This is a genomic window from Olsenella uli DSM 7084 (assembly GCF_000143845.1).
In the GTDB taxonomy this organism is placed as follows: domain Bacteria; phylum Actinomycetota; class Coriobacteriia; order Coriobacteriales; family Atopobiaceae; genus Olsenella; species Olsenella uli.
In genome coordinates, this window is record NC_014363.1 from 570,098 (window position 1) to 591,409 (window position 21,312).

Below are 21,312 nucleotides of genomic sequence, written 5' to 3' on the forward strand. Positions count from 1 at the left end.
GGAGTCGCATGCAGAGGGACGCGTTGGTGCGCGTGCAGGCCACGGGAAGCTATGGGAGCGTGTTCTCCGTGGGCGAGGACGGTGTCTGCGAGGTGGGCCTCATCGATCCTGTGGCAGACGACTATTCGCTCAAGCTCCCCCAGCTGACGCTTGAGGAGCTGCCCTGGCCACCCGCTGGCGCCGAGGCCGCCCTCATCGAGAGGCTTGCCCTGTTTCACCTGCGCGTGCGCCGTGGCATGGACGTTGATCATGCGTTCGAGGTCTATCTCGGGAGGAACGAGGGGGGTGACCTGGAGCTCTGGTTTGCCCCGGGCGCGTCGCGTGCCGAGAGGTGCGTGACCCTCGACGAGTGTGGGGAAGGCCTCGTCCGCGAGGCGCTTGTCGGCCTGCGCCTGGACGCGTGGCGCTCGGGCGGCGGCGCGACGCCCAGCCTGGGCTCCTGGAGCTGGTCGGCAGAGGTCATAGGCGACGGCATGGGCATGGCGGGTTATGGGCGCGCGGTGGCGGCCGAGGGGCTTGCCGGCGTGGTCGCGGCCCTCGCGCGCCTGGGCCTGCCCGTGGAGTGTGCCCCTGGCGATGGTCCGCGGGCATGTCTGTAGCGTCCGGGTCCGAGGTGGGGGCAGCGGAGCCGAGCTACTTCGTCTACGTGCTGCGCTGCGAGGATGGCTCGCTCTACACGGGCATCACGACCGACGTCGTGCGGCGCCTGTGCGAGCATCTCACGCGCTCGGCCCGCGCCGCGCGCTACACGCGGACCCATCCCGTCGTCGCCCTGGAGGGCCTATGGGAGCTCTCGGGTCGCTCGGCGGCAAGCAGGTTGGAATGGCACCTGCACCACCTGTCGCGACCCGGCAAGCTGGCCCTCCTCGCTCGGCCAGAGGACGTGGGAGGGGGCGCAGGCGTCATCGGCGCCTCCGGGCGCAAGGAGCTTTGGGAGCGGGCGATGGCGAGGAAGAGCCAGACGGAGCGATGTGAGGGGTGGAGCCCATGTTCGAGATAGAGTGTCCCAAGTGTCACACCGTCTTCGAGGAGGACGAATCAAAGTTCGCCCACATCGTGAGGCAGGTGCGCGACCGGGAGTTCCAGAAGGAGCTTGACGCGCAGGTCCGTCTCATGGAGGAGGCACGACGCCTGGCCGTCGCCGAGGCGGAGGCACGCGGGCGGGCTGCGGCGCAGGAGGGGGTGGCCGGGAAGGACCGTCGCATCGCCGAGCTCGAGGCCAGGCTCGAGGGCATGGAGCAGCGGATGGACGCCCAGAGGGCCCAGCTCGAGGGGCAGGCCAAGCTTGCCGTGAGCCAGGCCACCGCAGCCCTGGAGCACGAACGTGACGACTTCAGGCACAGGGCCGAGCTGGCAGACCTCGACCGCCGGCGCTTGGAGCAGTCGCTCGCGGAGCAGAGGCGCGAGGCGACACGCCAGGTCGAGCAGGCGATCCAGATGAAGAACGACGAGATCGAGCAGATCAAGTCCTTCCAGTCCAAGCTCACCATCAAGATGGTGGGGGAGTCCCTGGAGCAGCACTGCGAGATCGAGTTCAACAAGTGGAGGAGCGCGTTCCCCCTGGCGCGCTTCGGCAAGGACAACACCGCCGTCGAGCACAGCAAGGGCGACTACGTCTTCCGTGACTTCGACGAGGAGGGCGTCGAGTACCTCTCCGTCATGTTCGAGATGAAGAACGAGGAGGACCAGTCGACCAACAGGAGGCGCAACCAGGACCACTTCGACAAGCTCGACCGCGACCGTCGCAACAAGGGCTGCGAGTACGCCGTCCTGGTGTCGACCCTTGAGCGTGACAACGAGTTCTACAACCAGGGCATCGTCGACGTCTCGGCGATCTCCGGGCATGAGCGCATGTACGTCATCCGACCACAGTTCTTCATCCCTCTGCTCACGTTCCTGCAGTCCGTCGCAAAGGGGACGCTCGACTACCGTCGGCAGGTCAGGCGCCTGCAGGACGAGAGCATCGACATCGCCTACTTCAACCAGGCCCTGGGAGAGTTCAAGGAAGGTTTCGGCAAGGACTACGAGCACGCCTCCAAGAAGCTCGCGGGCGCCATCGATGGCATCGACAGGGCAATCAAGCAGCTCGAGGCCATCAAGGAGTCGTTCCGCCTGACGGAGACGCACCTGAGCCGTGCCAGCAGGAAGGCCGAGGACCTCACCATCAAACGCCTGACGCGACACAGCCCCCTGCTCTCGGAGCGCTTCTCCGAGCTGGGAAAGGAACCACCCGCACCAGGGCTTGGGGAGGCCGTCGAGCCTGACAGCGTCGAGGGCCCCGTAGAGTAGCCGGACTGTGGGGTAGGCTTACAGCGCGATCTGTGCGTAGGCTGCATCGAAGTCGACCTTGGCGGCAGGTTGGTCCGATCCGCTGGCCTTGGATCCGTTCACGAGCTCCATGAGCTCGTCGGGATAGTAGTCGGGGTAGTTGTAGAGGACGCAGCGTGACCAGGAGTCGTTGATGGTCCCCATGCGGGTGACGAGGTCCTGGTAGCATTGGGCGACGAGAAGCAGCTGTGCGTGATAGGAGGACCCGTCCGTGATCCCCGCTGCGTTGAGCGCATCGAGGTCCGCCTGGATGGTCGAGGTGAGGGTGAGCGCCTCCTGGCGGGCGGCCTCTCGCACCGCATGGTCGCGGTTCGAGTAGGTGCCGGCGTAGGTCTCCTCCGCCTTTGTCACCTGGCCGTCGTAGTCCTTGAGCTTGTCGTAGTAACCCTTGAGGGTCGCATGGACGGCCTTCTCGGCATCCGACTCGTCTGCGGCGGGCTTCGACTCGTCCGTGGTCGCGTCGGCCGCAGACGAGTCGTCCCCGGGGTCGTCCGCGGCCTTGCCCTGCTTGCTGGCCGCAGCCGCCACCTGGCTCTTCACGATGTCGGCCTGAGGGTCGTGGAAGCCCTTGCCGCAGCTGCCCATCGCCGAGAACGCGGCGACCAGGCAGATGAGCGCGATGCCGCCGATGAAGTAGATGACCCGGTGGTCGCGGTACCATCCCTCCTGTTCGCGACGCGCGTTCTTGCGCGGGTCGAGGGGAAGGGGGGCTATGACGTCAGTCGTGATGGTGCCCAGTCCCTCCCGCTCGCCATCCGAGGGCTGCTCGTCGCCCTCGCGGGTGCCTCCCGTGGGTGCCTCTGCGGGCGTCTCGGCTGAAGGGCCCTCGCCGGGGGCGTCCTCGGCGGGGACCTCTTCGCCGGGCAGCGGGTCCTCGCCGGGCTCGTCTGCATCGGACGGACCGTCGCCAACGGGCTCCTCCGAAGGATTGCCAGCCTTGGCGTCAGGCGCAGCGTCCGGGGAGGGGACGTCTGTGTCGCAGAACGTCTGGGACTCCTGTTCGGAGTCACAGGAATCTTCACGACTGGAGGGGGTTTTCAGGCTCATCGTCTGCTCCGAGGACGTCGGTGGCATGTGGTTGCTCCTCAACTATACGTCGGCATCCCTGCCAGTATCGCATGATTGGTGGATTTTGGGGAGGCTGGAGGTTTCAAGGTCGGTCGCGCCGCCGTGTGAGGCAGCGCATGGTCAGTCACACGTATCCATACGACATGCACTTCCGGCACCGCAGCCGCGCGGCCGTCCATGCGATTGGGGGACCGATCGTGCGTGCGGCGAGGGGTCCTAGCGGTTCGTGCCCGTGGGGACGGCCATGTGCACGACGACCGTGCCCCCGACTCTCACGTCTGTGTTCACGGGCGGATCGACCTGGGCGACGGTCCCGTTGGCGAGGATGTCCGTGGCAACGTCCTCCCCGCGCTCGACGGTAAGGCCCATTCCCTCGAGGAGCACGAGTGCGTCATCGTAGTCCATGCCCGTGACGTCCGGCACGGAGATGCTTGTCAGGCCACCTTCGTCCTCGTCGTCCGAAGAGGACGGGCCCATGGACACGACCAGGTCGATCTTGGTCCCCATGGTCCTCAGGCTCCCTGCGACGGGGCCCTGGCTGATGATGTGGCCCTCCTCGACGGTGTTGGAGTGCGTGTACGTGATGTCATCCTTCACGAAGAAGGCGCTTGCACCGATCTGGTCGACGGCCTCCCGTTCGGTGAGGCCGACGAGTGCCGGCACCTCGCGCGTCTCGATGCCGACGTGCCCCACCTTGAGGACGATGATGGCTCCTGCGGGAACTTGCTCGGAGGCGACGGGGTTGGTGGCGATGACCTTGCCACCGTCGTTGACGACCTGGGTCTCCTGCTCCTCGATCTTCACGGAGTAGCCCTCCGACTTGAGCAGCGAGCTGGCGTCCTGCTCCGAGTAGCCCACTACGTTGGGGAGCGTCTTCCCCGCGAGTAGCCCAAAGCCCCTCGTGAGGATGAGGGCGGAGACGAGCGCGGCCGCCATGACGGCCGTGAGGGCACCACGCATCCAAAAGGGCATGTGCCGGATGGCCTCGACGGGAGGCGTCGCTTCGGGTTGGGGGTCACGGTAGGTTGCGGGCACATAGAGGTCACTGCGAGGCTCGGGCACGTCCGGGGCCTCAGCCACGCTTGGCACGCTCGCGCCACGCCCGCCTGGCACGGCCCGTACGTCTCGCACGCCTGCGTCTGACGCATCAGACGCGTCTGGGGCGGGGGGCGCTTCCATAGCGGGGGAACTCTCTGTGGCGAGGGAATCTCGAAGCGAGGAGGGACCGACGGATGCGTCGGGGACCGGAGGCTCGATGGGAATCTTGGGAACGCCCGGAACGGCTGGAGCGTCGATGACGGGAGGGACCTGGTCGGCGGGGACGTCAAGCCCGTCGAAGATGAGTCCTTGTCGCTCGGCGGGATCTGACGCGGGGCCATCGGCGGGTCTGGGGTTCGCTGTGCGTGGCGTGGGACCTGCGGTATCTCCGTCGGCGGGAACGGGCTTGGCGGTGAAGGAGAGCTTGCCAGCGAGGGGGGGCTCGTCGGTGGGGACGGACTTGCCAGTGGGTTCGGCCTTGGGGGTCAGGTGCTTAGGTGCCTGGCGGGATGTGCCGCCCTGCTTCGATGAGCCGGACGGGGACTGGTCGCTCTGCTCGCCTGTGCCGAACTCGTTGCTCACGCAGTCTCCCCTCGAGGCCCATTAGGACAGGCGCAAGGTGCAACGCCAAAACAAATACTATAGAACATCGCATGTCGGTGCAAAACGGGTCGCTTGCCACGCGTCTTTCGCGTGCGGGTGGGTTGGCTGCGGTGGTGGGAGGAACTTCCGCACGGTTACTCTGTACAGTTAAATAACTGATTCACAAAAGTTTCCCTGCCATCCAGTTTTTGAGCTTTGCTGGACGGTAGGCGAGCTTTTGTGAAAAGTTCTTGTCCTAACCAAGGAGCGGGCTCACACTAGTTCACCACGCATCCCATGCACTGCTCAGAATGGATGGCTGGAGAGTTAGTGTGAGCCATAACGTTCAGCACACTCACACAGCCTGCCCTCCCATCCATGAGACCCCGTAAGATGGACGTCAGGAGAGAAATTGTGAGCGTCGTTCTCATAGGCGCGCCCTCATGGCGCCGCCCTCGTGTGCCACGCCCGTGAGCGATGCGGCGGTTGCCCGCCATCTCCCTTTTGCCGCCCCCTCGCATCGCCTACGTCGTGCGGCGTACCGCATCTGCCCATCCCGCGAGAAGGGCCCTCGCCCTTCCTTCGTCCATGTGCGGGACGTAGACGTCATCGGTGGCCCTGAGTGCCGAAAGCTCGTCGGTGCCCGCCCAGAAGCCGCTTGTCAACCCTGCGAGATAGGCTGCACCCAGTGCCGTGGTCTCGACGCTTTTCGGTCGGCGGATCTCGCTGCGCAGGACGTCCGCCTGGAACTGCATGAGGAAGTCGTTCCTCGACGCACCGCCGTCGACGTTGAGCGTCGCAAGCGACACGCCCGCGTCCGCCTCCATCGCACGCACCAGGTCGACGGTCTGGTAGGCGAGGGCCTCGAGCGCCGCCCGCACGAGGTGGGCCGTCGTGGTGCCTCGCGTGATGCCGCAGATGAGCCCCCGCGCGTCAGGTTGCCACCAGGGGGCACCCAGTCCCGTGAACGCAGGGACTATGTAGACCCCTCCCGTGTCGTCCACGCCGCGCGCGAGAAACTCGCTGTCCTCGGCGTTGCGGATGAGATGCAGCTCGTCGCGTAGCCATTGGACGAGCGCGCCCGCCACGAAGACCGATCCCTCGAGCGCATACTCCGTGCGGTCGCAGCCCGGTGGCGTGGCGACGACGGTGGTGACCAGGTTGTTGTGCGAGAGGGCCGCCTCGGCCCCCGTATGCATCAGCAGGAAGCAACCGGTCCCGTAGGTGTTCTTCGCCTGTCCCGGCTCGAAACAGCACTGCCCAAAGAGGGCCGCCTGCTGGTCGCCGGCCACGCCGCAGATGGGGATCCCGGCGGGCACGCCAGGGTAGCTCGTCTCGCCGAAGTATGCCGCAGAAGGTCGTACCTCGGGCATCATCTGCATGGGGATGTCGAAGAGCCTCAGCAGCTCCTGGTCCCAGCGGCCCTCGTGGATGTTGTAGAGCATGGTGCGGCTTGCGTTGGTGGCATCCGTGGCGTGGACGAGCCCGCCTGTGAGCACCCAGACGAGCCAGCTGTCCACCGTGCCGAAGAGGAGCTCGCCCGCCTGGGCGCGCTCACGGGCCCCCGCAACGCTGTCGAGCAGCCACCTGATCTTGCTGGCCGAGAAGTACGCGTCGGGCAGGAGCCCGGTCTTCCGCTGGACCATGCAGCGCACGTCCTCGCCGCCGCAGAGCTCCTCCACGAGCGCCGCGGTGCGCCGGCACTGCCAGACGATGGCGTTGGCGATGGGCTCGCCCGTAGTGGGGTCCCAGACGATGGTGGTCTCGCGCTGATTGTCGATGCCGATGGCGGCCACGTCGCCCGTGACGAGCCCGTGGCGGACGACGAGCTCGTTCAGGGCTCCCAGCTGAGAGTAGAGGATCTCCTGGGGGTTGTGCTCGACCCATCCGGGCTGGGGGTAGATCTGTGGGTAGCTTCGCTGGACGCAGTCGACCATGCTGCCAGCGCGGTCGACGAGGATTGCCCGCGAGGAGGTCGTGCCCTGGTCCAGTGCGATGACGTAGCGTCCTTCCATGCCCTAGACCCCCTCTGGGTTGGTGTGGGCGTCCAGCCAGTTGCGGATGTCGCCGTATACGATCCCACGGTCGTCCTCGTTCAGGATCTCGTGGCGCATGCCGGCGTAGATGGTGCAGACGACGTCCGTCGATCCCGCCTGGCGTGCGAGGCCAGCCGCCGCCTGGACCCCCTTGCCGCATGCGCCCACCACGTCCTCGGATCCGGAGACGTAGAGCAGCGGCAGGGCGTGGGGTACGCGCTGTGCGCACTCGAGCGAGCAGGCCTCGGCCGTGAGGTCGGCGAGGGTTGCGTAGCCACCGGCCCCGAACGCGAAGCCGCAGGCGTCATCTGCCAGGTAGCGCTGGACGTTCTCCCTGTTGTGCGAGAGCCAGTCGTAGTCCGTCCGCGCCCCCTCGATGGCCCTGCCATAGGCCCCCTCCGCCAGTGAGTGCAAGAGGCTGCTGCGGTGGTCGGCACCGCAGACCCGTGCGACGAGGCGCGCCAGTGCCCCACCAACGCGCGAGGTGGCGGCGGGGACGGTGCCCGTGCCACAGATGATGCCGCCCCCGACTCGGTCTCCGTAGAGCGAGAGGTAGACGCGGACGACGAAGCTACCCATCGAGTGCCCGAAGACGAACAGCGGCGTTGCCGGCGCACAGAGCCCCACCACGAGCTGGCGTAGCCGCTCGACATCTCCCACCAGGATGTCCTTGCCGCCATGGGTGGGAAGGCAGCCGTGTCGCTCGGGGGCGCAGCTCCTGCCGTGCCCCAGCTGGTCGTGACCGCACACCAGATAGCCCGCACCCACGAGGGAGCGGGCGAACTCGTCGTAGCGCTCGATGTGCTCCGCCATGCCGTGGACCAGCTGTACCATGCCGCGTGGGCGCAGTGGGCGTCTCGCACGGAAGGGGTTCTCGTCCCACCAGACGAAGCCGCGGATCCTCGTGCGGCCATCCTCCGAGTCGAACTCTATCGGCCAGCGTCCCATTGTCCGTGACACCTCGCGCATCCTCTCGTCCGCATTGCGCGTCCCTGCTCGTGCGCCCAGGTTGCGGGCCTTCTTCGGCATGCTGTGGCAGGCACGTCGCGCCCGTGCGCCCCGATGCCTTGGAGTGTACGGGCGCCTGGGCGTCTGCGCAGCCACTCATCGCCGAGCTGTGTCGTTCCGTCCGTATTAGGTTGGGGGTCACCGTCAGCGTCGTGAAGGATCCTGCCGCGCGGCTCGCCTGAGAGTTCCCGGTTGCCGTTGACATCCAGCACGCGGACGGCGAGCCCGTCCTCGTCGCAGGTGTCGTACGCACACGCCGTGCCGAAGCGCACCTCGGCCCGCCCGATGCGGCCCCCCTCGCCCTCCCCCTGGCTGTGAATCCGTCGTTGTCCGCATGCACGAAACGGACGGGAAATACGTTCCTATCTTAGGGTCGCGAGACGGTGCCGTCTTGCCCCGCGGACAGCATACTTGCGGATGGGGAAGGGGCGTGGGAGCACATCTGTGGGCGTGCGTCCGCACGTCAATCGCTCGCGTCGCTCACGCAGGAGGTTCTTGGAGAGGAGCCACACATGTCCTTCAAGGTAATGGCGGTTTGCGCCGGACGTAAGGGCGGCAACGGCGAGATGCTCGCGAAGGAGGCGCTGAGCGCCGTCCGGGAGTCTGGCGGCGGGGTCGAGCTGATCAACCTGTTCGACTACAGGATGCTCCCCTGCACCGGCTGCGAGGGCTGCACCATGCAGATGGGCAAGATGGCCGCCGGCTTGCAGAGGGAGTACCACGGCTGCGTCCTGAAGGGCAAGGACGACGTCGACGCCATCATCACCGAGATGCAGACCTGTCAGGGGATCATCTTCGCGGTGCCCACCTACGACCTCACGCCCAGCTCGCTCTACCTCCGTCTGGCCCAGCGCTTCCTGGCCTACGAGCTGTCCTTCCTGCTGGCCGTGGGCGCGGTCAAGGAGAACCCGCACACCGTGGCCGGCCTCATCGCCGTGGGCGGCTCCAAGCATGACTGGCAGACCCTTGCCCTCGAGGGCATGCAGGCCACCATGTTCACGCAGTCCGTGCAGGTCGTGGACCGCTTCATGGCCACGCGTGACGGCCGCCCCGGCAACGTCGCGCTCTACGACGACCAGCTTCCCCGCGCCCGCAAGATGGGCGAGAACATCGCGAGGGCCATCAACACCCCCGTCGAGGAGCGCGGCTGGCTTGGCGACCCCAATGACGGCGTCTGCCCCAACTGCCACTCCAGCCTGGTGTACCCTGGCGACGAGCACTGGGATGGCGTGCAGTTCCCATGGGAGTGCGCCGTGTGTGGCTGCGGCGGCACCCTGGGGGAGAACCCCGAGACGGGCAGGCCCATGCTCGTCATCGACCCGCGTAACGGCAGGATACGCGACCGAAACGACGACAGGGCACGCGCCGAGCACCTCAACGAGATCAACAAGACCCGCGACGACTTCTTCGCGCACATGGACGTGGTCAAGCCCATCATGGAGAAGTATAGGAGCATGGAGTTTCCGACCCTCGTCATCGACCGCGGGTAGCGGGGGCTGCGACAGGCGGCGTTGCCTTCCGGGCGCCCGGCCACAGGCCGGGCGCCCTTCTGTGTCCCTGGCCAGCTATGCGTCCGACTTGTGCAGGTCGCTGCGGTCGAGGTGCACGCGCGGCTTGAAGAGGTCGAGGTAGAGAAGGACGCGGAAGGAGACCTGCAGCATGAAGCAGTCCTCGCCCGAGCTGAGGTCGCAGCCAAGGATCTCGCGAATGCGGCCCATGCGGTAGAGCAGGGTGTTCTTGTGCAGGCTAAGCATCTTGGCCGAACGTCGGGTGTTTCCCGAGTTCTGCAGGTAGATGAAGAGCGTGTCCATGAGCTCGGAGCCATGGGCCTGGTCGTAGTCCATGACGCGCCTGAGAGCGGGATGGCAGAAGTTCAGCAGGTTGGCCCTGTGATTGGTGATGTCCAGCATCTGGGCGTAGGCGTAGTCGCGGTAGTGATGGACCGAGCGGTCGTCGAGGAAGACCGAGACCAGCTCGCCAAACTTGATGGCCGCAAGCGCCTGGTGATAGAAGTTCCTGATGTCGGTGAGGTCCGTGAACATGTTGCTGACGCCCACGACCAGGTTGTTGAGGGCGGCGACCTCGCGCAGGCTCCCCTCGGTGTACTTGCCAAGGGGCCTTTCGGCGTCCCTGGAGAAGAGGATGACGAGGCGTCCCTCGTACGAGGCATAGATGCTGGCGGTCATGGTTCCCGAGAGCTGCGAGGCTATGTGGTCGAGATCGTGAGGGGTGAGGTCCTCGCTCTTGGACTCGCATACCGCGACGTAGAGGTTGGGCAGGGGCTCCCAGCCCAGCACCTTGAGGCGCCTCTCTATCACCGCGCAGCTTGGCTGGTCATCGTTCAGGAGGTTGACGAGGAAGTAGGACTCCATCTGGCCCTGGCTCGTCTCGTAGAGCGAGGCCTTCTGCATCTCCTGGCCCACGAAGAGCGTGAGGCGGGCGAAGCACTCCGTGTCCGTCTCGCGAAACTCGTGGTTGCGGGCAAGCATCATGACATGGGCTATGCATATCCCATGGACCGTCACGGCACTGATCATCGTGTTGCACTGCAGCAGCTCATGGTAGTGGAGCAGGGGCCTTCGCGCCCGGAGGACCTTCTGGTTGAGGCCGGCGTCCCTGATGTAGCTCACACCGGGCTCGAGGATCGTCTCGAAGTCAAGCTCCTGCTGCAGCTGCCGGTCGAGGGCCCTCTGGCCTGCCGTCGCGGCGGGGGAGTCGCTCAGGTGGCTGGCGATGTAGTGGTAGGCCGAGTCGACCACGAGGATGGGGTTGTCGAGCGCCCGGGACGCCTCCTCGACGAGGTGCTGCAGCCCGTTATTGGAGAAGTGGGCCGACAGCATGCGCCGGACGATGTTCGTGACCTCGATGTCCTCTATGAAGTAGTTCTGCAGGGCGTTGTAGCACGCGAAGGGATCCGCCTCGTGCGAGAGCACAATGACATTCGATGCCTTATGCCCCTTCAGGTGCCGGGGAATCCCCTCGCAGCCAAACATCACGAGGTTCACCAGCTGGTCTGAGGACAGGTTGGAGGGGATGAGGGTCTCGTCGCCGAAGTACAGCACATCGGGGCGCAGCCCCACGCTATGGGGCGTAAGGAACGAGAGGTTGTACACCTCGGCCGTGGCATCGGCGTAGCGTTCGTCCGCGATGGAGCCTTCTGGCAGACGTACCAGCAGTTCCTTGAGCTCCATGCGACCAGCTCCTGTTTCGGGTGCCCTATGGGAGACGTGCTCTAATGATGCTGTGCAGACACACAAATGGCAAGCGACATTTTAGGGGTTCCTTGTCTCCCGACACGGTGAAACGGGACAAAACGATCGGTAATGTCCTGCGTATGCAGGGGCTGTCGGACGTTGGAGGTGCGTCGTGCGAGGTGCCGTGAAAGGTGGCCAACCTGATGTCGAGTCGCGCATCGAGGATGCCGTCTTCGACCTCATGGAGATGACGGACATCCCGGACATCAGGGTCAACGACGTGATACGTGTGGCCAGCGTCTCGCGCTCCACGTTCTACCGCCACTATGCCAACGTCGACGAGGTCGTCAAGCTCTTCGAGGCGGACATCCTGGACTCAATGAGGTCCATCAACAGGGACGCCCTCAACGTACGCTTCGGTCGATCCGAGCTTGACCCCACCACCACGATGGTCTCGCGCATGAAGGTCCTGCACGACAATCGCAAGAAGATCATCGCGTTGAACGGCCCCCATGGGGATCCGCAGTTCGTGCACAAGGCAACCGTCGTGATGCATGATCACTTCCGTGCGCGCCTGCGCTCGGTCCCTGGCGACGCCACCTTGCGCGACCTCTATCTCTCCTTCGTGATTGCCGGCCATAACAACCTGGTGCAGTACTGGCTCGAGGTCAAGCCTGACGTCACGCCCCATCAGGTCGCGGCGATGCTCAACCGCCTGGTCTACTCAGCCTTCTTCCTCGATGACGAGAGCGCTCTCGCGCATCCCTTGTCCCCGTCGTTTGGGGATGAGGTGGGACATGCGTAGCTGTGCTCCGCCTTCGGCCCCGTCGTGCGTGCCCCTGGGAGTCTCGTCCGCCCGCACAGTCCCCCTGCGAGGTAGGGGGCGGTTCCCCCCTGGCACTCAAGTGGCCTGTTCCAACAGCGAAAAGGGACGTTCTAAGGAAAAAAGTCCCATCTTATGACACAGAATCCGTCCGGAAGTCCCGTCCCCTGGGGCTATGCCTTCGTACCATTCGTCTTGCAGGCATGTTGGGAGCTTCGAGAAGGAGTGATCGATCGTGAGGGTGAGGCTTGGGAAGCAGGCGCGCAGCGTCTCCATCGTGGGTGTGGGCTGCACACCGTTCAAGAACTTCGAGGACCATCCCGAGACCAAGGGCATGAGCGAGGGCGACGCCTTCGGTTACGCCGCGCTCGAGGCCGTCAGGGATGCCGGCCTTCAGCCGCGCGACGTCCAGTACTTCTACCACGGTGCCGCCAACCCCTTCATGATCGGCGACTCCCTGACCCCCAACATGCAGGTTGCCGACTGGTTCGGCGTCCGTGGCATCGGCTCGGTCCACCATTCCGAGGCCTGCTGCACCGGCTATGTCGCCCTGCAGGAGGCCGTCCAGGCCGTTGCCTCCGGCAGCTATGACGTCGTCCTCTCCGGTGCCGTCGACCTGGCCGCATCGCTTCCCGTCGTGGGTGCGCCCGGCTGCTATCGTCGCGACTTCCCGCTCGAGGAGATGCTCCCCTCGATTCCGATGGTCTACGACCGCGCCTATGGCCGTCCTTTGGACTCCGCCTTCGGCATCTCGTTCGACAACTGGATCAACAAGTACCGCTGGGAGTTCGACCTCACGGACGACCAGGTCGACCAGGCCCTCAACGGCATGTCCAAGAGCCTGCGCCGCGACGCCGTCCTAAACCCGCTCGCCTTCTACACCTCCGACTTCGATGATGCCGCCGAGGCCAACGGCCTTGAGGGCGCGGACGCGTTCTTGTCCTCCATGTTCAACCCCAAGGTCACCCAGTACCTGCGCGTCACCGGTTTCGAGACCAAGTGTGACGGTGCTGCGGCGGTCGTCGTCATGCCGACCGAGATGGCCGTCGCCCGCGGTCTCGACCACAAGGTCATCGACGTCTTGGGCACCGGTGCCGCCGCCTTCGAGGGTGCCACTCCCGACAACGAGTACAACGGCACCAAGGCCGGTGCCCAGCAGGTGTACGAGTATACCGGCGTCAGGCCCGACGAGCTGGACCTCCTGTTCGTAAACGACTTCTTCCTGGCCGGTGACATCGTCGCCGCCGAGGAGGTCGGCTACATCCCTCGCGGCGAGGCCTGGCGCTATGCCATTGACGGCCGTTGCGGCTTCGACGGAGACAAGCCCATCAACACCCACGGGGGCCGCTGCAACTTCGGTCACGCCCACGGCGCCTCGGGCGTCGCCGACATCTGCGAGGCCGTCAGGCAGATGCGCGGCGAGGCCGGCCCCACCCAGATGCCAACGGTGCCGAGGACCACGTTCCTGCGCGGCTTTGGCGGCGGCCAGAACATCCGCTGCCAGATCCTGCGCACCCACGAGTAGCGCACGTCACCCAGACTTCCACGAGGAGGAACCGAACAATGCTTCTTGAAGACATGGAGCCGATCGCTAAGAAGTTCTACGACGGCGTCGCCGAGGGCAAGTACCTCGGCCGCAAGTGCGTCGAGTGCGGTGCCATCGAGTTCCCGCCCCATCTGGGCTGCAACGCCTGCGGCTGTGCCGACACCGAGTGGGTGGAGCTCAGCGGCAGGGGGACCCTCGAGTCCTTCACCGTCCCGGGCATCCAGAACGACAAGCCCTACCTCAAGTCCGTGGAGCCCTATGGCTACGGCAAGGTCAGGCTGGACGAGGGTCCCGAATACACCTTCGTCATCTTCTGTGGCAAGAAGAGGGTCGTGAGGGGCCTGCAGGAGCGCCTCTACAAGGGCCACGAGGAGATCCGCGTCCACGCCATGCCGATCAAGCGCGTCACCCCGCTGAAGCCCGGCTCCGACGAGACCATCGAGTGGTACGAGCTCTGCTTCCAGCTCGATGAAGCCGGCGAGGCCTAGGCCCTCCGACGTCGGTCCCGGGCTTCGCGCCTGCCCGTCCCAAGTTCCGCGTACCAGTGCGTCCCCCACACGCCCCGTAGCCACCCATCCATACCCGCCGCGCAGCGGCGAACGTAGAAAAAGGAGTTTGCATCATGGCAACCCAGGAGCTTTTCGACCAGATCGCCGGCTTCGCCAAGACCGCCTACCAGTACGACGGCGACATCACCGCAGACACCACCTTCGACGAGCTTGGCAAGGGCTCCATGAAAATGATCGCCCTCACCTCCACCATCGAGAACGAGCTTGATGCGGAGGTCACCATCCACGAGGTCATGAAGATGAAGACCTTCGGCGAGCTCGTCGAGCGCGTCGAGGAGGAGATGGAGGACTAGCCCTACCTCCGAGCCCGTTGCCTCCCCTTGCGTGGCGGGGCCACCCAAGCGGGTGTCCCGCCATTCTCGTGGCGACCTCTCCCGGCAACGGTGGCTTCCCCCAACAACTTCGAGACAGGAGAGACAGGAGATACCCATGGATCTGATGGAATCCCTGCGCGCACGTGCCGCCGCCGACCCCCAGCGCGTTACCTTCTTCGAGGGCGACAACCCCAAGATGATGCGGGCGGTCGGTGAGCTGAGTTCGGCCCGTCTGGCCAAGTGCTGCCTGGTCGGCGAGGCTGAGGCCCTGCATAGGGTTGCCGAGGAGGTCGGAGTCGACCTTGGAGGCATCGAGGTCGTAGACGTCTGCAATGAGGAGGCCAACGAGGCCTTCGCCTGCCGCTTCGAGCAGGTTCCCGGCTGCCCCTGGAAGCCCAAGGTCATCCGTCGGCATGCCAAGCGCCCGATGGATCGTGCCTTCATGATGCAGCGCGCGGACGAGACGGATGTCACCTTCGGCGGCATCGACTGTTCGACCGGCGACGTTATCACCGCCGGGCAGACCATCGTCGGACTGGCTGACGGCGTCGACGTCATCAGCTCGTTGGGCATCTGCAACATCCCTGGTTGGGAGGGTCCCGAGGGATCGCTTCTGGGCTTTGGAGACGCTGCCGTGTGCATCGACCCCAACCCCGAACAGCTGGCCTCCATCGCCATCGCCTCCGCCGAGACCGTCCGCGCCCTCCTGGGCTGGGAACCCCGCGTGGCCATGCTGAGCTACTCCACCGACGGCTCCGCCGAGTCCGAGCTCGTCGAGGGCGTGCGCGAAGCCGTCGGGCTCGCCCGCGAACGCAGGCCTGACCTCAAGATCGATGGCGAGTTCCAGCTGGACGCCGCCATACGTCCCGACGTCGCGGCCAAGAAGGTCAGACGTGACTCCGAGGTCGCCGGTAGGGCCAACGTCCTGGTGGTCCCCAACATCAACGTGGGCAACATCGGCATCAAGCTGATCCAGAACTTCGCGCACGCCGACGCCTACGGACCCCTGCTCCAGGGCTTCAGGAAGGTCGTCTGCGACTGCTCGCGCTCCGCACCGGTCTCGGAGCTCGTCGGCAACGTCATCATGTCCTGCGTCCGCTCCCAGGCATTGAAGGAGGGCTAGCGATGGCCGAGAAGAGCTTCCGCATCCTCGTCATCAACCCGGGATCCACCTCCACCAAGGTCGGTGTCTTCGAGGGGGACCGCGAGGCCCTCGCCAGGACCGTCAGTCACGACGCCTCCAGGCTTGCCGAGTTCGAGGGCGTCTCCGAGCAGATGCCCTACCGCAAGGAGACCATCCTCGCCGCCCTTGAGGAGGGGGGCATCGATCTTTCGACCATCGACGCCTTCGTCGGACGCGGCGGTGGCCTCATGCCACTCGAGGGCGGTACCTACGAGGTCAATGACGTCATGCTCGACCACGCGTTCCGCGGCGCCAACGGGGTCCAGCACCCCGCGCAGCTGGGGAGCCTCCTCGTCCACGGCTTTGCCGAGGAGTACGGCAAGCGCGCCTTCGTGGTCAACCCACCCGACACCGACGAGCTCTGCGACGAGGCCCGCATGACCGGCGTGCGTGGGGTCTACCGCCACGTGCACCTGCACGCGCTCAACCTCAAGGAGACGGCGATCCGTCACGCGTGCTCCCTCGGACGCCGCTACGACGAGTGCAACTTCATCGTCTGCCATATCGGCGGAGGCATATCCGTCTCGGCCCACGAGCATGGCAAGATGGTCGACGGCTTCGACATCGTCGAGGGGGAGGGGCCCATGGCGCCGACGCGCTGCGGTGGTCTGCCGGTGGCCGGGGTCCTCGACTACCTCGAGGCCGGCCATGCGACGGCGGAGATACGCAGGGCGTGCATGAAGACGGGCGGCTTCGTCGACCTTCTGGGCACCTCCGACGCCATCGAGGTCACCGAGCGTGCCGCTCGCGGCGACGAGGCAGCGAGGCGCACGTGGGAGGCCATGCTCTACCAGATCAACAAGTGCATCGCCTCGATGGCCGCCGTCCTTCGCGGCAAGGTGGACGGCATCCTGCTCGGCGGCGGCATGGTCAACTCCGACGAGCTGGTCCAGTCCGTCAAGGGCGGCTGTGGCTGGATAGCGCCCGTCGCGGCCTATCCCGGCGAGTTCGAGCTGGAGGCCATGGCCGCGGGTGCCATGCGCGTGCTGTCCGGCGAGGAGGAGCCCAAGGTCTACACCGGCGTTCCTGTGTTCCAGGGCTTTCATTGCTTCGAGGACTAGCGCCATACGATCAGGCCCCAGCGTGCCGACTTCGTCAGCTGCGAGAGACAGAGAGAGTGACATCCAAATGACCAGTGAACAGAAGAGGTACATCGTCGGCATCTATGCCGCTGCCATGTGCATCATGGGCATGCTCGTGCCCGTGCCCATCCTTGCCAACATCGCCCGGTCGTTCCCGGACGCCAACATAGCGACGGTCCAGATGTGCATCGGCATCATCCCGCTGTGCATGGCCCTGTCCGCCATGTTCCTCTCGTCCGTGCTCGCCTCGCGCGTCCTGAAGCGCCATACCGCGCTTGCCTGCCACATCCTGATCATGGTGGCGGGGCTCTCGGTCGTGGCCTTCCACGACTCCCTCGCGCAGGTCCTCTGCGCCTCCGTCTTCGTCGGCATTGGCATCGGGGGCATACAGAACGGCACCGACGCACTCATCGCCGACTACTTCGAGGGCGAGCAGCGCGGTTCCATCATGGGCGTCTACTCCACCTTCGTCGCCCTGGGTGGCATCCTTTGGACCGCGCTCTCCGGCATCCTCGGTCATGACCAGTGGTGTATGGCCTATGCCGCCTATGCGGCCGAGCTCCCCTTCATCATCGTGGAGTTCGTCTGCCTGCCCAAGGGCCACCTCGAGCCCAAGCCAAAGGGTGGCAACGTCCTGAAGTCGATGCCACGCGAGGTCGCACTCATCACGTTCATTAGCTTCGTCTTCGTGCTGTGCTTCCAGCTCTTCTCGACCAACGTCTCGCTCATCGTCGCCGACCGCGGCTTTGGCGGCACGGCCGAGTCCGCCACGGCCTCCACGGTCATGACGGTCGCGGGCATCTTTGCCGGCCTGCTGGTCGGTCCGCTCTTCAGGCGCTTCAAGAACCGTTCCATGCCCCTCGCATGGTGTGTGACCATCGTCGGCCTGCTTGCGGCGCTCCTCGCCCCTTCGCTTGCCGCCCTCTGCGCCGCCGGCTTCGTGATCTCGCTTGGCAAGGAGACCTACGTGCCCCTGCAGGGCAACTTCGCCGCAGGGAACAGCAGCAACGAGGGGCGTGCCTTCAACCTGGCCATCGGCATGGCCGGAACCAACTTCGGCATGGCCCTCTCGCCGCTCTTCTTCGAGGTGGCGACGGCCCCCTTCGGCGCGCAGATTCCCCAGAAGTTCGTCCTGGGCATCGTCATCATCGCCGTCCTGGTGGCGTTTGGCGTCGTGCACTACAAGAGCCTGACGCCCGCTCAGCTGGCCGAGGAGAAGGCTCACTCCGCCGCAAAGTAGTGCCGTACAGCCAGGCGCAGTGCCACTAGGCGCCTCGCGGGCACCGTCTGACGTCTGTGGACCGTCGCATCCACGAGGGATGCGACGGCTCCTTTGTGTCGGTCATGTGCCGACATCTGGACGCGTGGGGCGTGGGGTATGATACTCGGCTTGTGGTGTGCGACTCACGACAGGTGTGACGCGGCCATGATTCCGGTTCGCGACAGGGGGCTGTAACAGTGGCTGGACTACATTGCACGGACTGCGTGTATGGTTCGTTTTGTCGGAACGAGGACTTCGACAAGTTCCAGGGAACATGTAGCAGGGGCTTCACCCTCGCCGATCCCCATGTGCATACCAAGCCCGACATGTTCTTCGCCGAGGTGCCCGAGCGGCTCGTGCCCATCATCGATCCCTTTGGCAAGGAGTATCTGCGAACGAAGAACATCTGCGAGCAGTTCACGCGTCCCACGCAGGGCACGGTCAAGGGGAAGGACGTGCTCGGCGGGCGTTTCTGAGCCGAGGGTGGGCCAGGGTCGCGAGTCGTTGCCCGGCCTCGTGGGCCTATGCCTTGGCGCCGCCGGGAATCCCCGCGCCACAGTGCGGGCAGCGGGTGGCACCGGCCTTGACCTCCTCCAGGCAGTGAGGGCAGGTGGGTGTCGCGGGGACTTCCCCCTCCTGCCTTCCGGAGAGCCTGGCGGCCTGTTCCTGGAGCTTGTTCAGCGCCTTGACCATGCAGAAGACCACGAAGGCGATGATCAGGAAGTTGATGATGGCGCTGATGAACGAGGAGAACGAGATGGTGTTGGCGCCGACGGTGATGTCCAGGCCCGAGACCTCGGTCCCGCCGCCGGAGACGATTGCGATGAGCGGCTGGATGACATCGCTCGTCAGCGAGGTGACGATGGCCGTGAACGCCCCGCCGATGATGATGCCGACGGCCATGTCCATCACGTTGCCCCGTGCGACGAACTCCCTGAACTCATGCATGAACTTCTTCACCGGTATCCCCCTCCTGGGACGGCTGTGCGGCCAGCCGGACCACTGTAGCGTGAAGCCACCGTCTGCTCGGTGGCGTTCTGCCTGTCGGCAGGAAAATCACTGTCGGACCGCGACCGGGCCACCGCCGGGCCATGGCCGGACCGAATCCCGCACCCATCAGCCCACCCCACGGCGAGAGAGCTCGTCGGTGTCGAGCCAGATGGTGACGGGGCCGTCATTTACCAGCGAGACCTGCATGTCGGCACCAAAGACGCCACGGCCCACGTGACTCACGTCCCTCTCGGCCAGAGCACAGAAGCGGTCGTAGAGGCGCCGACCCAACTGGGGGTTGGCGGCGCCCGTGAAGGATGGGCGCAGCCCCCGGCGGCAGTCGGCGTAGAGCGTGAACTGGCTCACGACGAGGACCCCTCCGCCCACGGCCCCGAGGGCGAGGTTCATCCTGCCGTCGGCGTCGTCGAAGACCCTGAGGTCGCGGACCTTGTCCCAGAGTCGCCGGCAGCTCGTCTCATCGTCATTTGGCCCCACGCCCAAAAGGACGACGAGTCCCCTGCCACACTGCCCCACGACCTCGCCGCCCACCGCGACCGAGGCCTCGCTGACGCGCTGCACCAGGGCGCGCATGCTCCTACAGCCCGTAGAGGGCGGAGAACTTCTCCACCAGGTAGTCGGTGTAGTAGCGTGCGTCAAAGGGCTCCCCGCAGGCAGAGGCGATGAGCTCGTCGGGGTCCTTGGAGCGGCCGTACTTCCAGATGCGGTCCTTGAGCCAGGCCGAGATGGGGGAGAGGTCCCCCTGGGCGAGCAGTCCCTCGAAGTCCATCCCCTCGTCGATCATCCGGTGGCGCATCTGTGCCCCGTAGGCCCCGCCCAGCGCGTAGGTGGGGAAGTAGCCAAAGAGGCCATCTGCCCAGTGGGTGTCCTGCAGGCAGCCGTGCGCGTAGTCCACCACGTCGACGCCCAGGTAGTCCTTGTACCCCTGCTTCCAGAGCGTGGGCACGTCGGCGGCGGTGGCCTCGCCCGAGAAGAGCTCCTGCTCGATCTCGTAGCGGATCAGGATGTGCAGGGGATAGGTGAGCTCGTCTGCCTCGACGCGCACGGGCGTGCCCTCTGCGCGGTTCGTCGCCTGGTAGAACTGGTTGGGCGTGACGCGTCCCAGTTGCCCGCGGAAGTGCTTTGCCATGGCGGCGAGCAGGTGTGGGGCGAAGGCGCGCGAGCGGCCCACGTAGTTCTCGAAGAAGCGCGACTGGGCCTCGTGGATGCCCGAGGAGGTGCCTCCCTTGAGGACCGTGTAGTCGTAGCTGGGGTCCACGCCCGTCTCATAGAGGGCGTGCCCGCCCTCGTGCAGCATCGTGAACACGTTCGAGATGACGTCCTCGGGGTAGACGTGGGCGGCGATGATGCCGTAGTTGGTGGTGAGCGCGTCCGAGAAGGGATGCTCGGTGCTGGTGAGGAACACCGTCCTCTTGTCGAGGCCCTCCAGGTCCATGAGGTCGCGTGCGAGCTCCCACTGGCGGCCCTCGTCGAATTTGCCCTCGATCACCGAGCGATCGGGCTGCCAGCCCTTCGAGGCTATCTCCGCCAGCAGCGGGACGACCACACCCTTGACCTGTGCGAAGAAGGCGTCGTAGAAGGCACGGTCGGTACCATGCTCGAAGTCGTCGAGCCAGACGTCGTAGGGGTTCCTCTGGGGATCGCGGAAGCCGGCGATGTCGACCATCTGGTGCACCACGCGGTCCAGGTACGGCTCGAAGGACTCCCAGTCGTTCGCAGCCTTCGCACGGCGCCAGACGTCATCGGACTCGCTGACGAGGCGCGTGAAGGCGCCCTGGACCTCGCCCGGCACGTCGACGAGACGGGAGCGGTCACGCTTGAGCACCCTGACCTCGGCGGCTTGGGTGGGGGTGAGAAGCTCGGCCACATGGGGCAGCGAGAGGCGCTCGAGCATCGCGCCGGTCTCCGGCGAGCAGAGCAGCGCCTGGTCCTCCTCCTCGAGGATGGCTTGGGCCTCCCCGCGGTCCGCTGCCGCAGCCGCCGGGTCGATGGATGACCCGTAGCATGCGATTCCGATCTGTGCGTAGCGGTGCGCGTAGAGGTGGCGCTCGAGCTCGGCGAGCGCGGCTATGTCGGTCTTGGGGTTGATGAGCACGGCGGGTTCGACGCCAGCGCCGGCAGTCGCGCCGGCTGCGTCGGCGTCCCCGTCGTTGCCGGCGTCAATGCCGGTCGCTCTGGCGCCGAGGGTCCCGACGTCGTCTGTGGTGTTAGTGTCAGCCATGGCTCTCCTCGTTTCTCGTGCGTTCAGGCGACGCTTCCCAACACGCAGAAT

The 21,312-nt window shown here is 65.7% G+C and carries 20 protein-coding genes; 12 read left to right on the plus strand and 8 right to left on the minus strand.

Annotated elements, in window-relative coordinates; translation table 11 throughout:
• Positions 1-8: 8 nt before the first annotated feature.
• From OLSU_RS02535 to OLSU_RS02545, 3 genes are read left to right on the plus strand one after another with little or no spacing between them, the layout of a single operon-like run.
• Positions 9-599: a hypothetical protein gene (locus OLSU_RS02535; protein WP_013251380.1), complete on the plus strand. Its 591-nt coding sequence runs from the start codon at positions 9-11 to the stop codon at positions 597-599.
• Positions 590-1,000 carry a GIY-YIG nuclease family protein gene (locus tag OLSU_RS09045; protein WP_013251381.1) on the plus strand — a complete coding sequence of 137 codons (411 nt, stop codon included), beginning with the start codon at positions 590-592 and terminating at the stop codon, positions 998-1,000. Before OLSU_RS02535 ends, OLSU_RS09045 begins: the two co-directional genes overlap by 10 nt.
• Positions 988-2,289, plus strand: coding sequence for a DUF2130 domain-containing protein (locus OLSU_RS02545; RefSeq protein WP_013251382.1), 1,302 nt, complete (start codon positions 988-990; stop codon positions 2,287-2,289). The genes OLSU_RS09045 and OLSU_RS02545 overlap by 13 nt, the downstream gene beginning before the upstream one ends.
• A gap of 18 nt (positions 2,290-2,307) precedes the next feature.
• Here OLSU_RS02545 and OLSU_RS02550 read toward each other — a convergent pair whose 3' ends face one another.
• The 4 genes from OLSU_RS02550 to OLSU_RS02565 all read right to left on the minus strand — a co-directional run bounded on the left by OLSU_RS02550 (position 2,308) and on the right by OLSU_RS02565 (position 8,081).
• Positions 2,308-3,402: an ICP22 family protein gene (locus tag OLSU_RS02550; protein WP_013251383.1), complete on the minus strand. Its 1,095-nt coding sequence runs from the start codon at positions 3,400-3,402 to the stop codon at positions 2,308-2,310.
• A gap of 210 nt (positions 3,403-3,612) precedes the next feature.
• Positions 3,613-5,016, minus strand: coding sequence for a PASTA domain-containing protein (locus tag OLSU_RS09050; RefSeq protein ID WP_013251384.1), 1,404 nt, complete (start codon positions 5,014-5,016; stop codon positions 3,613-3,615).
• A 524-nt stretch (positions 5,017-5,540) separates the two neighbouring features.
• Complete coding sequence (gene glpK, locus OLSU_RS02560; protein ID WP_013251385.1) at positions 5,541-7,031, minus strand: glycerol kinase GlpK; 1,491 nt, start codon at positions 7,029-7,031, stop codon at positions 5,541-5,543.
• 3 nt (positions 7,032-7,034) lie between these two features.
• Positions 7,035-8,081 carry an alpha/beta fold hydrolase gene (locus OLSU_RS02565; protein ID WP_236697201.1) on the minus strand — a complete coding sequence of 349 codons (1,047 nt, stop codon included), beginning with the start codon at positions 8,079-8,081 and terminating at the stop codon, positions 7,035-7,037.
• 491 nt (positions 8,082-8,572) lie between these two features.
• On the opposite strand from OLSU_RS02565, the gene OLSU_RS02570 reads away from it, so the two are divergent.
• Positions 8,573-9,550, plus strand: a complete 978-nt coding sequence (locus OLSU_RS02570) for a flavodoxin family protein (protein ID WP_013251387.1) — start codon at positions 8,573-8,575, stop codon at positions 9,548-9,550.
• A 75-nt stretch (positions 9,551-9,625) separates the two neighbouring features.
• Here OLSU_RS02570 and OLSU_RS02575 read toward each other — a convergent pair whose 3' ends face one another.
• Complete coding sequence (locus tag OLSU_RS02575) at positions 9,626-11,251, minus strand: PucR family transcriptional regulator (RefSeq protein WP_013251388.1); 1,626 nt, start codon at positions 11,249-11,251, stop codon at positions 9,626-9,628.
• Between the two features lie 175 nt (positions 11,252-11,426).
• On the opposite strand from OLSU_RS02575, the gene OLSU_RS02580 reads away from it, so the two are divergent.
• From OLSU_RS02580 to OLSU_RS02615, 8 genes are all read left to right on the plus strand, one after another.
• Positions 11,427-12,059 (plus strand): TetR/AcrR family transcriptional regulator, encoded by a 633-nt coding sequence (locus OLSU_RS02580; protein WP_013251389.1) that lies wholly within the window; start codon positions 11,427-11,429, stop codon positions 12,057-12,059.
• Positions 12,060-12,312: 253 nt separating this feature from the next.
• Positions 12,313-13,602 (plus strand): thiolase family protein, encoded by a 1,290-nt coding sequence (locus tag OLSU_RS02585; RefSeq protein WP_013251390.1) that lies wholly within the window; start codon positions 12,313-12,315, stop codon positions 13,600-13,602.
• Positions 13,603-13,640: 38 nt separating this feature from the next.
• Positions 13,641-14,111, plus strand: a complete 471-nt coding sequence (locus tag OLSU_RS02590; protein ID WP_013251391.1) for a Zn-ribbon domain-containing OB-fold protein — start codon at positions 13,641-13,643, stop codon at positions 14,109-14,111.
• A 134-nt stretch (positions 14,112-14,245) separates the two neighbouring features.
• Complete coding sequence (locus OLSU_RS02595; protein WP_013251392.1) at positions 14,246-14,485, plus strand: acyl carrier protein; 240 nt, start codon at positions 14,246-14,248, stop codon at positions 14,483-14,485.
• 136 nt (positions 14,486-14,621) lie between these two features.
• A complete protein-coding gene (locus OLSU_RS02600; RefSeq protein ID WP_013251393.1) occupies positions 14,622-15,629 on the plus strand; it encodes a phosphate acyltransferase in 1,008 nt (335 codons plus the stop codon).
• 2 nt (positions 15,630-15,631) lie between these two features.
• Entirely contained in the window at positions 15,632-16,750 is a 1,119-nt protein-coding gene (gene buk / locus OLSU_RS02605) for a butyrate kinase (protein ID WP_013251394.1), read from the plus strand.
• Between the two features lie 67 nt (positions 16,751-16,817).
• Positions 16,818-18,011 (plus strand): MFS transporter, encoded by a 1,194-nt coding sequence (locus OLSU_RS02610; RefSeq protein WP_013251395.1) that lies wholly within the window; start codon positions 16,818-16,820, stop codon positions 18,009-18,011.
• A 218-nt stretch (positions 18,012-18,229) separates the two neighbouring features.
• Positions 18,230-18,508 (plus strand): hypothetical protein, encoded by a 279-nt coding sequence (locus OLSU_RS02615; protein ID WP_013251396.1) that lies wholly within the window; start codon positions 18,230-18,232, stop codon positions 18,506-18,508.
• Between the two features lie 46 nt (positions 18,509-18,554).
• On the opposite strand, the gene mscL is transcribed toward OLSU_RS02615, so the two are convergent.
• The 3 genes from mscL to OLSU_RS02630 form a co-directional block, all read right to left on the minus strand.
• A complete protein-coding gene (mscL, locus tag OLSU_RS02620) occupies positions 18,555-18,992 on the minus strand; it encodes a large conductance mechanosensitive channel protein MscL (RefSeq protein WP_013251397.1) in 438 nt (145 codons plus the stop codon).
• Positions 18,993-19,148: 156 nt separating this feature from the next.
• Positions 19,149-19,613 carry a D-aminoacyl-tRNA deacylase gene (gene dtd, locus OLSU_RS02625; protein ID WP_013251398.1) on the minus strand — a complete coding sequence of 155 codons (465 nt, stop codon included), beginning with the start codon at positions 19,611-19,613 and terminating at the stop codon, positions 19,149-19,151.
• Between the two features lie 4 nt (positions 19,614-19,617).
• Positions 19,618-21,261, minus strand: a complete 1,644-nt coding sequence (locus OLSU_RS02630) for a carboxypeptidase M32 (protein WP_013251399.1) — start codon at positions 21,259-21,261, stop codon at positions 19,618-19,620.
• Positions 21,262-21,312: the final 51 nt, after the last annotated feature.

What these genes read in the sequence shown, in the direction of transcription:
- OLSU_RS02595 (WP_013251392.1), top strand. Translation starts at nt 14,246, where the DNA reads ATGGCAACCCAGGAGCTTTTCGACCAGATCGCCGGCTTCGCCAAGACC.
- OLSU_RS02535 (WP_013251380.1), top strand. Translation starts at nt 9, where the DNA reads ATGCAGAGGGACGCGTTGGTGCGCGTGCAGGCCACGGGAAGCTATGGG.
- OLSU_RS02600 (WP_013251393.1), top strand. Translation starts at nt 14,622, where the DNA reads ATGGATCTGATGGAATCCCTGCGCGCACGTGCCGCCGCCGACCCCCAG.
- OLSU_RS02610 (WP_013251395.1), top strand. Translation starts at nt 16,818, where the DNA reads ATGACCAGTGAACAGAAGAGGTACATCGTCGGCATCTATGCCGCTGCC.
- OLSU_RS02565 (WP_236697201.1), bottom strand. Translation starts at nt 8,081, where the DNA reads ATGCCGAAGAAGGCCCGCAACCTGGGCGCACGAGCAGGGACGCGCAAT.
- OLSU_RS02575 (WP_013251388.1), bottom strand. Translation starts at nt 11,251, where the DNA reads ATGGAGCTCAAGGAACTGCTGGTACGTCTGCCAGAAGGCTCCATCGCG.
- OLSU_RS02590 (WP_013251391.1), top strand. Translation starts at nt 13,641, where the DNA reads ATGCTTCTTGAAGACATGGAGCCGATCGCTAAGAAGTTCTACGACGGC.
- OLSU_RS02570 (WP_013251387.1), top strand. Translation starts at nt 8,573, where the DNA reads ATGTCCTTCAAGGTAATGGCGGTTTGCGCCGGACGTAAGGGCGGCAAC.
- dtd (WP_013251398.1), bottom strand. Translation starts at nt 19,613, where the DNA reads ATGCGCGCCCTGGTGCAGCGCGTCAGCGAGGCCTCGGTCGCGGTGGGC.
- OLSU_RS02630 (WP_013251399.1), bottom strand. Translation starts at nt 21,261, where the DNA reads ATGGCTGACACTAACACCACAGACGACGTCGGGACCCTCGGCGCCAGA.
- OLSU_RS02545 (WP_013251382.1), top strand. Translation starts at nt 988, where the DNA reads ATGTTCGAGATAGAGTGTCCCAAGTGTCACACCGTCTTCGAGGAGGAC.
- OLSU_RS02550 (WP_013251383.1), bottom strand. Translation starts at nt 3,402, where the DNA reads ATGCCACCGACGTCCTCGGAGCAGACGATGAGCCTGAAAACCCCCTCC.
- OLSU_RS09045 (WP_013251381.1), top strand. Translation starts at nt 590, where the DNA reads ATGTCTGTAGCGTCCGGGTCCGAGGTGGGGGCAGCGGAGCCGAGCTAC.
- glpK (WP_013251385.1), bottom strand. Translation starts at nt 7,031, where the DNA reads ATGGAAGGACGCTACGTCATCGCACTGGACCAGGGCACGACCTCCTCG.
- buk (WP_013251394.1), top strand. Translation starts at nt 15,632, where the DNA reads ATGGCCGAGAAGAGCTTCCGCATCCTCGTCATCAACCCGGGATCCACC.